Raw genomic sequence first — 12,364 nt, 5'->3', positions numbered from 1 at the left:
ATGATGATTACTATTTACTGTGCCGTCAGACGCCGCCAAATATCCGTATATCTTGCAGTCGTTTCCTCTACGACCTCAGCAGGCAATGGAGCGGGCTTGCTGTTCTTGTCCCAACCGGATGCTGCCAAATAGCTACGTACCGGCTCCTTGTCCATACTGTCAATCTCGACACCCAGCTCATACTTTTCCTGTGCCCAGAAACGGGATGCATCCGGGGTGAAAATTTCGTCAATCAAAATAACCTTTCCATCAACAAGACCAAACTCAAACTTGCAATCAGCTAAAATAATTCCACGCTTCTCGCAGAAAGCACGCGCAAATTCGTACAATGCCAAGCTTTTTCCCTCAAGCTCGCCTGTCAGTTCAGCCCCGACCAGCTCTTTCATCTGATGAAGGGAAATGTCCTCGTCGTGTCCGACATCATTTTTCGCAGCCGGTGTAAATAAAGGCTTGGGAAAACGCTCATTTTTACGCAGCCCCTTCGGCAATGGAATGCCGTTCACCTCACCGTTCTGCTCATACTGACGCCAGCCGCCTCCAGTAATATATCCGCGCACCACACACTCAATGTCGATACGTTCAGCCTTCAGCGTGACCATGATCCGGTCCTTCAGCAATTCTTTATTCTGTTTGTCGATCACATGCCCGAGCTTGTTCACATCGGTATGCACGACATGGTTTTTCAACAAGTCCTTCGTCTGTTCAAACCAGAAAGCACTGAGCTTATTCAACACATTCCCTTTTTCCGGCACGGGTGGCTCCAGCACATAATCAAAGGCCGAAATCCGATCCGTCACGACAATCAGAAAATGCTCTCCGAGATCATACAGCTCACGCACCTTGCCTTTGTACAGCAACGGCGCATGGATCAGACCCTCGGCAGTAGACAATGACATTTCTAACTTCCTCCTCTAAAAGAGTTTGCCACTCAAACCTTGGCCTCTCCTAAATCGAACCTTGCCCCTCCTAAATCCTCCCCTCGGGGAGGACCCCCAGGGCTGCTGCCCTCGGGACTCCCGCAAGGGTTTGGCGCAGTGAGTGGGCGGGGCTGTTTATTGTAGCTGGGGTGGTATGAGCGCGTTCCGCTGGATTAAGGCTTGTTGGCACAAGCTTTAATCCAGCAACGCTTTTACGTTGGCGCATATCGACGTTTTTACGAGCGTTCGCTTCGTATCAACTTTGAAAGCTCTAAGCTGCAACTTTATATGCAGCTTACGGTTGTACCATGGCTCGGCGTATGACATACCGCCAAACCCTTCGGCCCGTGGCCGTAGCTCGGCACGTCATGCCGCCGAGCCTTCAGGCTTCGCCTGTTGTGCACATGTGCTACGCTGCGCACGGATACGGTGGCTCAAGGCTTCGCTCCTTGAGCCTTGAGCGTTCTTGGGAGGGCTGCAGGCAGTTTGCTACGCAAATTCGGCAGCTCTCCCAAGAACGTTGCTTCGCGACAGAAAAGCAGTGGAACACGGCTTTTCTATCGCAGGAGGTGCAGCATCTTATGTGCCGCACCTTTCCCTAGTTCTGCTCCCACATAAGGGTTGGTGCTGGATTGCAGCGGAGCGGACGGAATCGTTCTGGAGAAGCGTTAGCGCTTGCCTTTGCCCCTGGATTCCAACCATTACCTGTCTTATACAATCACAGGAATCCAGGGGCAACAGCAATCGGAAGAATGATCCGTTCGCGCAGCGGCCTCTCTACGCTCTCCACGCACCAACACTCCCACTTACTCCCCTAATCCCAGCTTTTTAAAGATCGTATCTACGTTTTTCAGATGCCATGCCGGATTGAACGCATCCTCGATTTCATCCGGGCTGAGTACAGCAGTAATTTCCGGAGTCGCCTCGACGATTTCGCGAAATTGACGTTGCTCTTCCCACGCCTGCATAGCACGCGGCTGCACGGTATCGTAGGCTTTTTCGCGACTAAAGCCCTTGTCGATCAGCTTCGTCATAATACGACCGGAGAACGGTACACCATACGTACGCGCCATATTGCGCTTCATATTTTCAGGGAATACCGTCAGGTTCTTCACGATATTACCAAAACGGGTCAGCATATAGTTCAACAGCATCGTTGCATCCGGCAAAATGATACGTTCCACGGAAGAATGCGAAATGTCGCGCTCATGCCACAGCGTTACGTTCTCATACGCGGATACCATATGCCCCCGAATCACACGCGCCAGACCAGAGATGTTTTCACTGCCGATTGGATTGCGTTTATGCGGCATCGCAGAGGAACCTTTTTGACCCTTCGCAAAGGCTTCTTCCACCTCACGGAATTCACTCTTTTGCAGCGCGCGGACTTCTGTTGCAAATTTGTCCAGCGATGTGGCTACCAGTGCCAATGTCGCCATGTATTCGGCATGACGATCACGTTGGAGCGTTTGTGTGGAGATTGGCGCAGGCTTGGTGCCCAGCTTGCGGCATACAAACTCTTCTACCGCTGGATCAATGTTAGCGTACGTACCGACTGCACCAGACATTTTACCGTATTCAACCTGGTCAGCCGCAAAACGGAAACGTTCCAAATTGCGCTTCATTTCCTCGTACCACAAAGCCATTTTCAGGCCAAACGTCGTCGGTTCAGCGTGTACCCCGTGTGTACGACCCATCATCGGCGTATGCTTGTAAGTCAGTGCTTTTTCCTTCAAAATTTCAATAAAATTCAAGATATCGCGCTCCAGAATTTCATTCGCCTGCTTCAACAGGTAGCCCAGTGCGGTATCTACCACATCCGTGGAGGTCAGGCCGTAATGCACCCATTTGCGCTCATCGCCAAGGCTTTCCGACACCGTGCGGGTAAAAGCAATCACATCATGTCTTGTTTCCTGTTCAATTTCATAGATCCGGTCAATATCAAAGCTTGCGTTCTTTCGCAGCGCCACAGTGTCCTCTTTCGGAATGACGCCCAATTCTGCCCAAGCTTCACAGGCACACAATTCTACTTCCAGCCATGCTTTAAATTTATTTTCTTCCGTCCAAATTGCTCTCATTTCCGGTCTGCTATAACGTTCGATCATAACTATATATTCCCCCAAATATTGGTTTGTTCAATCCATTCCAGCGCTTGTTCCGCATCCTGGCACAGTAGATTCATATGTCCCATCTTTCGGCCTGGTTTGGCTTCGCTTTTTCCATACAAATGCAGCTTGGGCACAACATCCAATCTTTCAGCTTCGGCATCCGGCTGCACGCACCGTTGAACCACGTCCTCCAAATGCTCACCTAGCACATTGACCATAACGACCGGAGTCAGCAGCTTCGTGCTTCCCAGCGGCAAGCCGCAAATGGCACGTATATGCTGCTCAAATTGCGACGTTGCGCATCCCTCCATCGTGTAATGACCGGAGTTATGCGGTCGTGGTGCCAACTCATTAACGTACAATTGTCCATCTTCGGTGACAAACATCTCCACAGCGAGCAGTCCCACCGCACCCATCGACTCTGCCACAGCCAGCGCCAACTTGCGTGCTTCCTTCTGGACAGGTTCTGGCACACGCGCAGGTACAATCGACGTGTGCAAAATATTGTTCACATGAATGTTTTCCGCAGGTGGGAAGGCTTTGGCTTCCCCGTTCGTGCTGCGTGCTACGATTACCGAGATTTCGCAGCGAAAACGTATGAACTGTTCTAGCACCAGTTCCGCACCGCTACCAACCAGCCCTTCGTAGGCAGCTACGGCTTCCTCAGGTTGGCGAATGACCACCTGTCCCTTACCATCATAACCGCCGACGGCTGTCTTGAGCACACATGGCACGCCCAGCTCAGCTACCGCTTGAACCATATCGGCAGCGCTGCCGATTTCACGATACGGAGCAACCGGAACGCCAGCGGCTTCAATGGAGCGTTTTTCCCGTAGCCGATGCTGTGTTGTGTACAATAAACGGCTACCCTGCGGCACACTTGATTCCTGTTCCAAAAGCGCGGCTACACCCGCATCCACATTTTCAAACTCATACGTAATCACGTCGCATCGCCCGGCCAACTCTCTGGCTGCATGCTCATCATCATAGGCAGCGAAAATCTGCTCCGACACCTGGCCGCATGGACTATCTGGTGTCGGGTCCAGCGTCACAAAACGGTATCCCATCTTTGCTCCAGCCAGTACCAGCATTCTTCCCAGCTGTCCGCCCCCCAAAAGTCCAATCGTTGTACCGGGAGGTCGGACACAGCCTGCGGGTTCACATGCCTCATTCATAGCGAGTCACTGCCTTCCAGCACCTCGTCACGGATACGGTCGCGTCTTGCCTCGACCCGCTGGCGCACTTTTTCATCAAAAGCACCCAATATTTGTGCTGCCAGCAGCCCTGCATTCGTAGCGCCCGCTTTACCAATTGCTACAGTAGCGACCGGAATGCCTCCCGGCATCTGCACAATGGAGAGCAGGGAGTCCAGACCGTTCAGCGCCTTCGACTGAACAGGCACACCGATGACTGGCAAAGCCGTCTTGGCGGCTACCATACCCGGCAAATGCGCCGCGCCACCCGCTCCGGCAATAATGACCTTCAACCCGCGCCCGGCGGCTTCCTCAGCAAAATGGAACATCAAATCCGGTGTACGATGGGCTGAGACTACCTTTTTCTCATATCCGATTTCAAGCTCGTCCAGCACAGCACATGCATGCTGCATGGTGTCCCAGTCCGATGTGCTGCCCATAATGACAGCGACCTGCACTGACATGTCCTTCACTCCCTATTTATCAATAAGCGCCAAAAATCCGGCACTCGAAAATAACGTTATTTTCAAGACACCGGACTACGAAAAACAAACGACAAAGCCTCTCAAGGACATGCCAAAAGCAAGCCTGTTTCACCGCAACAAATGCGGCTTCAGCCGTATGTCTCCCGTAGTCCGGAAATTTAAGGTTTCCAGGTAGAAACTTCCGGGCCATATCCCCGGCATTATACGAGTCATCATTTTGCCTACTCGACCTTTAAAGATATTCTTTACAACTATGAATCGTGGTCTGTTTCAGCTCAAACATGTGTACCTTATTAAATTTAACCTAAAGTTCTTTTTTTATCGACAATACACTTCATAGTTTAACAATTCCCTACACCCTATGTCAACTTGAAAACGAACATTATCAAAATCAACCAATTGAATGTTCGTGTTTGACAAAACACAAACCCTTTTCTACCCGCAAGACGGGACGATCACTATACATTTAGCTGGCTCTTTGCCTCAGACTGCCATCATAGACCGGCTCTATGCTCCACAAAAAAATAAAAGCCAGTACTCCCTGTAGAGGCAGTAATCCGGCTTTTATTTCTTCTATTCTGTTACTTCACAACCAGCACAGGGATGCGTGCATGCTGCACCACATTATGACTGACGCTGCCTAATACAAATTCTCGAATACCGCCCAAACCACGGCTGCCGATCACAATCACATCAAAGCCATTTTCATTCGCATAATCCAAAATAACTTCAGCCGGCGAGCCCTGAATCAGCTCCACCCTGGCGTCAATGCCTTGGTCGGCAAGCCGTTTTTTGACCTCATCCGTGGTTTGCTCCGCCAAATCGTAATATTCTTTATTCACCGAAGCTGGAATCGGAGCCAAACCTTCCCCCATGAAAATACGCGGAAAATCAAATGCTGTTACAACCTCAAGCTGCGAGGACGGTGAAGCCTTGGCTAATTCAGCCGCCTTCAGCAAGGCCTTATTGGATGCCTCGGAACCGTCATAAGCAAGCAATATTTTCGAAAATAACATACATATGCACCTCTTCCTATTCAGTTTGTTAAAACAAAGCCTGAAATATGTATTCCCTTGGGCGTTCATACATTCACATTGCCGGACGCTAGCATAGCCGCCTTACTCATCATTAAACATCCCCACGAGAGCCTAAACCACAGCTTTACCGTAAAAAATACCCGTACAGCAATGCATTAACGAACAACAACGCAGGAATACCCAGTCTGAAGCTCATATGCCGCGTTTTGTGGCGTTTGCGGTACATTGCAATCAGCACACCCAACGCTCCCCCGATCAGGGCCAGCAAAAACAACGTCCGTTCGGGTACACGATCACGGTGCTTACGCGCCCTCTTTTTGTCTTCCGACATTACTAGATAGCCTACTGCATTTATAAACAGCAGCCACACCAACAAGCCTGTCTGCAATGTCTCCCCTCCTTTTGCACACCATACCGGTTCAGCCATTAGTCCTTTATAGCCCTCTCCCCTTTCATTATAACTCTCCCCCTTTTGCAGAAACAACGCTTTCTCCTGACTGGAATTCCACTTTTGCGGATATAGTAACGTTTGACTGCATCTATTTTGTTCTCAAAGGAGGGACTACGATGGAAAGCACCCATGAATACGTCGAAAAGCTGCGGGAAAATGCTAAAAAGGCAGAACGCAACCGTAAAAGAGGAAAAGGAACTCCCAGCGCCAGCTTGCCAACCAAACAGCATACCAACAATCCTTAATCAGTGGGTACCCGGCATAAACTGTAGAACTGTGCTATTCACGTATAGTATCCGCTTGAATTGCAGTATTTTTCTTTAGATGTTGCGACATCAGATACAGCGCCTTCTATAGCTTATGCAAAACAATAAGCAGGCTCCCTTTGAGGTGTCTGCTTATTGTAATTTCGATGTTCACTTCCATCCTGTCGCAGTAATCTCTTCTCCCAGTCTACCCAGACAACCACTCATCATCCAGTACAAACAGTTTAACCCCAAGCCCCTGACCAGCCCTCCTCTTGACAGTCTTGTTCAATATAAGCGATGATAGGTGCGCGACATATCACACAATTCTTCCCAGGAACGAACCAGTACAGCTTTCGGCGTCTGGAATGACTCTCCCTACCTCATGAACCAGACAATTACACATTTCATAATCACCGTCACGAAATCCACATTACAGCTCAAAGCTCGTCGAAGCGTTACATTTGAACTGCCTATATTTTCAAAACGTACAGAACGAGTGATAGCATCTAATTCATTGAATACTGTATATTGTAGAACGGCCGGAAGACCGGTCAATCTCGATTTACCCTGTGTAATCGTATGACTTACATAAAGTTAACTCCCTATCAACTTTCTACACACCCTATACAAACAATAAAACGATTACATTCATAAAAAATAAGTTAATACGTCATATTATATGACATATATATTGACTAAAAACAATTTCAACCTCTATAATTCGTGATATTAACGTAATTCGACAAAGCACTTTGTCAGTTAATCTATCATTCGTATCTATGGTTTTCACATTGGAGAGGAGTTTTATATGACTAACATGAAAAAAATGACAATGATTCCCCTGCTGGCCAGCTTTATTCTCGGAAGTACCTTATGGAGTGGTGGTTTTACCTCTAACGCTGCGGCAGCAGCTACCACCAGCACGACTGTACCTCCATCTGCCACTACCATCACCGATAAATTTGAGAAACCACAAACAAATAGTCTACCCAACATTAAAATACTTGCTACTGGGGGAACCATCGCAGGGTCATCTACCGTCAACACCGATACAACCGACTATAAAGCAGGCGCGTTGGGTATCGAGACTCTGATTAAAGCCGTTCCTGAAATGAAAAGCATTGCAAACGTCAGCGGTGAACAGATTGTCAACGTGGGCAGTCCTGACATTAATAATGAAATCCTTTTAAAACTCGCCAAACGTACGAATGAACTGCTCGCCAGAGATGATGTAGACGGAATCGTTATTACTCATGGTACAGATACGCTGGAAGAAACCGCTTATTTCCTCAATCTGGTCGTCAATAGCGATAAGCCTGTGGTTGTCGTTGGCTCCATGCGTCCAGCTACAGCAATCAGCGCCGATGGGCCTTTTAACCTTTATAATGCTGTCAAAGTCGCTGGGGCTTCTGCCTCCAGAGGTCAAGGCGTACTGGTACTGCTAAATGACCGTATCGGTGCAGCGAGATACATTACCAAAACGAACACGACAGCAGTCGATACGTTCAAGTCTGTGGAGCAGGGATACCTGGGAGCTGTTCTGGGAGATCAAGTGTACTACTACAACAAATCTACACACAAGCATACAACTGCTTCTATGTTCGATATTTCCATTCTGACCCAACTGCCTCAGGTAGATATTTTATACGAATATCAAAATAACGGGCGCTATCTGTATGATGCAGCCGTAGCGGCAGGTGCCAAAGGGATCGTCGTGGCAGGCTCCGGCAATGGTTCCTTGTCCAAGACCTCTACAGAAGGTGCTGAGGCAGCAGGTAAAAAAGGAGTCATCATCGCACGTTCCAGCCGTGTAGGGAGCGGGATCGTCTCTCCGTCTACGAAAGACGCAGCGTCCAACTTTGTTTCCACTGACTCGCTCAATCCGCAAAAAGCACGGATTTTGCTCATGCTTGCTTTGACTCAAACACATGATGTTAAAGAAATTCAGTCCTTCTTTAATGAATACTAATAAGAGCCAGCTCACAAAAAAAGGAGCAGCAGTAACGGTGATATGCCGTAACTGCTGCTCCTTTTTCGCAAGACAATGACAACCTACAACTCCATACGGAGGCCCATTGTCTCAGCCTTAATATAGCTTCAAGTTTAAGTTTACCTGTCGGATGCTTAAATCCATACCAGTCAATGGATGACTGATTCCATTTTGCTGCTGCTTGCTTCTTGTCATTCTGCTGCCATAGTAATGGTCTACTGTTAGCTTTCAGTTATTTCCCCTGCTTTTGTTCCAAGGCTGCTTTTAGTAGATCACCCAGGCTGGAGCCAAGAGGCTCCTGCTTTTCATATTGTCTTACCAGCTTCTGCTGTTCACGTTTGTTTACCCGTTGCTTGTCCTTATCCAGCGTCTCGGTAATGCCACAAGGCAGACATCTTACATACAACCCCGCCTTGCCCTCTTTCATTTCCATTTTTTTATGGCACTGCGGACAACGACGATTCGACAAACGTTTTTCTCCCGAACGGCGATAACTGCAATCCGCACTTGGACATACGAGGAACTTGCCCTGTTTGCCCTTCTTCTCCAGAAGCTTTGTACCACAATCCGGGCAATGACTATTCGTCACGTTATGGGGCTTGTATTCGGCACTGCTATTTTTCACAGTGGAAACCAGCTCTTTCGCCATCGCACGAATGGAGTCCAGGAACGGTCCAGGTTGCCCTTGACCACGCGCGATTCGTTCCAGCTCCGCTTCCCAACGTGCCGTCAGCTCTGGTGTTCTTAGCTGTGGAGCTGCCAGCTCAATCAATTGTTTGCCTTTCCCCGTTGGATGCATTACATTTCCCTGACGTTCAATCGTATCCGAGCTAACCAGCTTCTCAATCAGATCCGCGCGAGTAGCAGGAGTACCCAGACCATGCTTCTCCATCTGAGCGAGTAGTGCCGCTTCCGTATACCTCTTCGGCGGCATCGTTCGTCCAGCACGCACAAGGCAACGCCCAACCCGGACAGCATCCCCTTTTTTCAGTTCAGGTAAAATAATGCCACTTCCATTGTCCTCACGTTCCTCTGCTTCGTCGTCCGTATCATAGAGACTTCCGTCATATACAGCACGCCAGCCACTATCTTTTATCGTCGTGCCTTTGACTTGAAACGTTTCCTGCTCTACCGTTACTGCAACCGCTACAGCATCATAGCGAGCAGGTGGATAGAAAAGACTGATAAATCGCCGTGCAATCAGATCATACAGCTTACGTTCCTCCGGGCTTAGCTGATTAAGCAATAATGTCTGCTCTGTAGGGATGATCGCATGGTGATCCGTTACTTTACTGTCATCCACAATTCGCTTTGAGATCGTCAAGCTCTTGCGCAGTAACGGGCGTGCCAAGGAAGCATATGGTCCTACAGCCACACTATTGAGCCGTTCCTTAAGGGTATCCACCATATCGGATGTCAGATAACGGCTGTCTGTACGTGGATACGTGACCAGCTTATGCTGCTCATACAGACGTTGAAGCACATTAGACGTCTGCTTGGCCGAAAAGCCGTAGCTCTGGTTGGCATCCCTTTGTAGCTCGGTTAAATCATAAGCCAACGGGTGTAGCTCATTCTTTTCACTTTTTTTGACACTGGCAACCGTGCCCTTAAAGCCTTCCAATTTGCGGCGCAAAGCCTCGGCTTGAGTACGGTCAAACATGCGTGAATCGCCATTTTCCGCACGCCAAGTTGCCTGAAAATCACCAAAGTCTGCCGTCAATGTATCATATTCCTGAGAACGAAACTGAGTAATCTCCTTCTCACGTTCCATAATCATTCCCAGCGTCGGTGTCTGTACTCTTCCCGCCGAAAGCTGAGCGTTATAGCGACAGGTCAATGCGCGGGTCACATTCAGTCCAATCATCCAATCTGCTTCAGCCCGACAACGAGCCGATTCATACAAACGATCAAACTGCTGTCCAGGCAACAGCTTCGCGAAGCCTTCCTTAATCGCTTTGTCCGTCTGCGATGAAATCCACAAGCGGCGGAAAGGCTTTTTCCAGTTGGCCATTTGTATAATCCAACGTGCCAACAGCTCCCCTTCACGAGCAGCATCCGTTGCCACAATAAGCTCACCAATATCCTGCCGCTTCAGGAGCTGCTGCACAGCCTTGAACTGATGATTGCTTTCCCGCAGCACCTTCAGCTTGGTGCTCTTGGGAAGGATCGGCAGGTCCTCCAAATTCCAGGTTGCATACTTGGAATCATAATCCTCCGGCTCTGCCAGTCCAACCAAATGACCTAACGCCCACGTCACAACATACTTGGGCCCCTCGATATAGCTTTTATGCTTCTCACGACTTCCCATCACACGTGCAATCTCTCTGGCTACGGATGGTTTTTCTGCTAATACTAATACCTTCATGTTACGCCCCTTTCTCTTATATTGTTAATTATACCATCCTCCCATCTTACGATAAATCAAATGCCAACGGCTCCAAAGCCATGATTATATATAGTATTACTATTTTATTACTATTACTTCTACATTTTATAGGAAAGCTTACAAATCAGGCACGCTCCATTTTAACAGCAGACCTGCATAAGTCAGGCCCCCTCCGAACCCATATAACAATACCCGTTGCCCATACCGTAAACGCCCATCATCCAGACCACACTGTAAAGCCAAAGGAATAGACGCCGCCGATGTATTACCATAAAATTCTACACTTGTCAGCGTCTTTTCCAAAGGTATTGCCCCTCGTTCACATATGGATTCGATCATTCTCAGATTCGCGCTATGCGGTACAAACCAGTCAAGGTCCTCATTCTTCATTCCAGCCTGCTCCAATAACCGTTCTACGCCCGCTGGGACAGAGCGAACAGCCCATTTATAAACCTCACGTCCATTTTGAACAAGAAATCCATTAGTTTGCAGCTTTTCCCCATCTAAATAATCAGATAAGCCTGCCCGATAGAGATGAGCTCCCCCTTGCCCATAGGTTCCGATATCTGCGGTCAAAAATGATCCTTTATCCTCGTCATATTCAACAAGAGCAGCCCCTGCGCCGTCTCCAAAAAGGATACAAGTCGTCCGGTCCGTATAATCTGTAATTTTAGACAACGTTTCCGCTCCCACCACTAACACCTTACGGTGTAGCCCCCCTGTAATAAGGCCATTTGCCAGGTGAAGTCCATAGGTGAACCCTGCACATGCTGCACTTACATCCATGGATCCCGTATCTGGAATATTAAAATGTGCCTGAATCCGTGAAGCTGTACTTGGAAAGTAGTAATCAGGTGTACTTGTTGCTACAATGATCATATCAACTTCGTTTATATTTACGTTATAGAGGTTAATCATACGTGTAACGGCCTGAATACATAAATCAGATACATATTGATCATCAGCCGCAATCCGCCGTTCACGCATACCCGTTCGTTGCACAATCCACTCGTCACTAGTATCCACGAGCTTCTCCAAGTCAGCATTCGTCAAAATCCGATCAGGTACATAAGTACCCAGAGCTGTAAGCTTTGCTTTAGAATTCAACAATCTGATCACTCTCCTTTATAATCCTTATTCCTATTATAACACCTGATACTAACACCTGGTACTAATTTATTTCAAAATTGCTTCAATTGATATGAGTTAGTCTCAATTTGTACCTTTCCATTAAGTTAAGTATATAGGTCTTGCCTTTTCAATACAAAAAAAAGAACCACAATCTCAAGGGATTATGGTTCTTCTTCCTATTGCTTGGCGACGTCCTACTCTCCCAGGACCCTGCGGTCCAAGTACCATTGGCGCTGGAGGGCTTAACGGTCGTGTTCGGGATGGGTACGTGTGGAACCCCTCCGCTATCGCCACCAAACATGAATTTACATCGTAAATTCGCCTATGTGTATGTATCTTCTACATACCTTCAAGGTTACACCCTGAAAACTGGATCCGAAACTCCATTGCGTTCTATCTTTAGGATAAGCCCTCGACC

General features: G+C 48.2%; 12 protein-coding genes, 1 rRNA gene and 1 riboswitch. Of the genes, 3 read left to right on the top strand and 10 right to left on the bottom strand.

Features of this window, described 5'->3' with window-relative positions:
• Positions 1-14: 14 nt before the first annotated feature.
• Positions 15-896, bottom strand: a complete 882-nt coding sequence (locus ACIFQM_RS03545) for a phosphoribosylaminoimidazolesuccinocarboxamide synthase (RefSeq protein WP_430037974.1) — start codon at positions 894-896, stop codon at positions 15-17.
• A 204-nt stretch (positions 897-1,100) separates the two neighbouring features.
• Here ACIFQM_RS03545 and ACIFQM_RS03540 point away from each other — a divergent pair, with 204 nt between their 5' ends.
• Positions 1,101-1,241: a hypothetical protein gene (locus ACIFQM_RS03540; protein ID WP_430037977.1), complete on the top strand. Its 141-nt coding sequence runs from the start codon at positions 1,101-1,103 to the stop codon at positions 1,239-1,241.
• Between the two features lie 482 nt (positions 1,242-1,723).
• On the opposite strand, the gene purB is transcribed toward ACIFQM_RS03540, so the two are convergent.
• The 5 genes from purB to ACIFQM_RS03515 form a co-directional block, all read right to left on the bottom strand.
• Positions 1,724-3,022, bottom strand: a complete 1,299-nt coding sequence (gene purB / locus ACIFQM_RS03535) for an adenylosuccinate lyase (protein WP_430065020.1) — start codon at positions 3,020-3,022, stop codon at positions 1,724-1,726.
• A gap of 2 nt (positions 3,023-3,024) precedes the next feature.
• Entirely contained in the window at positions 3,025-4,200 is a 1,176-nt protein-coding gene (gene purK, locus ACIFQM_RS03530; protein WP_430065018.1) for a 5-(carboxyamino)imidazole ribonucleotide synthase, read from the bottom strand.
• Positions 4,197-4,682: a 5-(carboxyamino)imidazole ribonucleotide mutase gene (purE, locus tag ACIFQM_RS03525; RefSeq protein ID WP_430037983.1), complete on the bottom strand. Its 486-nt coding sequence runs from the start codon at positions 4,680-4,682 to the stop codon at positions 4,197-4,199. The genes purK and purE overlap by 4 nt, the downstream gene beginning before the upstream one ends.
• Positions 4,683-4,829: 147 nt before the next feature.
• A riboswitch (purine riboswitch) is annotated at positions 4,830-4,931 on the bottom strand.
• Between the two features lie 353 nt (positions 4,932-5,284).
• Positions 5,285-5,719 (bottom strand): universal stress protein, encoded by a 435-nt coding sequence (locus ACIFQM_RS03520; RefSeq protein WP_430037986.1) that lies wholly within the window; start codon positions 5,717-5,719, stop codon positions 5,285-5,287.
• 145 nt (positions 5,720-5,864) lie between these two features.
• Positions 5,865-6,128: a DUF1294 domain-containing protein gene (locus tag ACIFQM_RS03515; RefSeq protein ID WP_044647005.1), complete on the bottom strand. Its 264-nt coding sequence runs from the start codon at positions 6,126-6,128 to the stop codon at positions 5,865-5,867.
• 179 nt (positions 6,129-6,307) lie between these two features.
• Here ACIFQM_RS03515 and ACIFQM_RS03510 point away from each other — a divergent pair, with 179 nt between their 5' ends.
• Entirely contained in the window at positions 6,308-6,436 is a 129-nt protein-coding gene (locus ACIFQM_RS03510) for a DUF4023 family protein (protein ID WP_023987044.1), read from the top strand.
• A gap of 378 nt (positions 6,437-6,814) precedes the next feature.
• On the opposite strand, the gene ACIFQM_RS03505 is transcribed toward ACIFQM_RS03510, so the two are convergent.
• A complete protein-coding gene (locus tag ACIFQM_RS03505; protein WP_430038014.1) occupies positions 6,815-7,015 on the bottom strand; it encodes a glycoside hydrolase family 36 N-terminal domain-containing protein in 201 nt (66 codons plus the stop codon).
• A gap of 232 nt (positions 7,016-7,247) precedes the next feature.
• On the opposite strand from ACIFQM_RS03505, the gene ACIFQM_RS03500 reads away from it, so the two are divergent.
• Positions 7,248-8,408: a type II asparaginase gene (locus tag ACIFQM_RS03500; RefSeq protein WP_430037990.1), complete on the top strand. Its 1,161-nt coding sequence runs from the start codon at positions 7,248-7,250 to the stop codon at positions 8,406-8,408.
• Between the two features lie 253 nt (positions 8,409-8,661).
• Here the strand turns inward: ACIFQM_RS03500 and ACIFQM_RS03495 are convergent, their stop codons facing one another.
• From ACIFQM_RS03495 to rrf, 3 genes are all read right to left on the bottom strand, one after another.
• Positions 8,662-10,794 (bottom strand): DNA topoisomerase III, encoded by a 2,133-nt coding sequence (locus tag ACIFQM_RS03495; protein ID WP_430037993.1) that lies wholly within the window; start codon positions 10,792-10,794, stop codon positions 8,662-8,664.
• A 138-nt stretch (positions 10,795-10,932) separates the two neighbouring features.
• Entirely contained in the window at positions 10,933-11,925 is a 993-nt protein-coding gene (locus ACIFQM_RS03490) for a ketoacyl-ACP synthase III (RefSeq protein ID WP_430065016.1), read from the bottom strand.
• 202 nt (positions 11,926-12,127) lie between these two features.
• A 5S ribosomal RNA gene (rrf, locus tag ACIFQM_RS03485) occupies positions 12,128-12,244 on the bottom strand.
• Positions 12,245-12,364 lie beyond the last annotated feature (120 nt).

The organism is Paenibacillus sp. NRS-1782, from assembly GCF_050467685.1.
Lineage (GTDB): Bacteria > Bacillota > Bacilli > Paenibacillales > Paenibacillaceae > Paenibacillus > Paenibacillus terrae_A.
The sequence above is the reverse complement of the archived record's forward strand: the minus strand, read 5'-3'. Positions and strand labels throughout refer to the sequence as shown.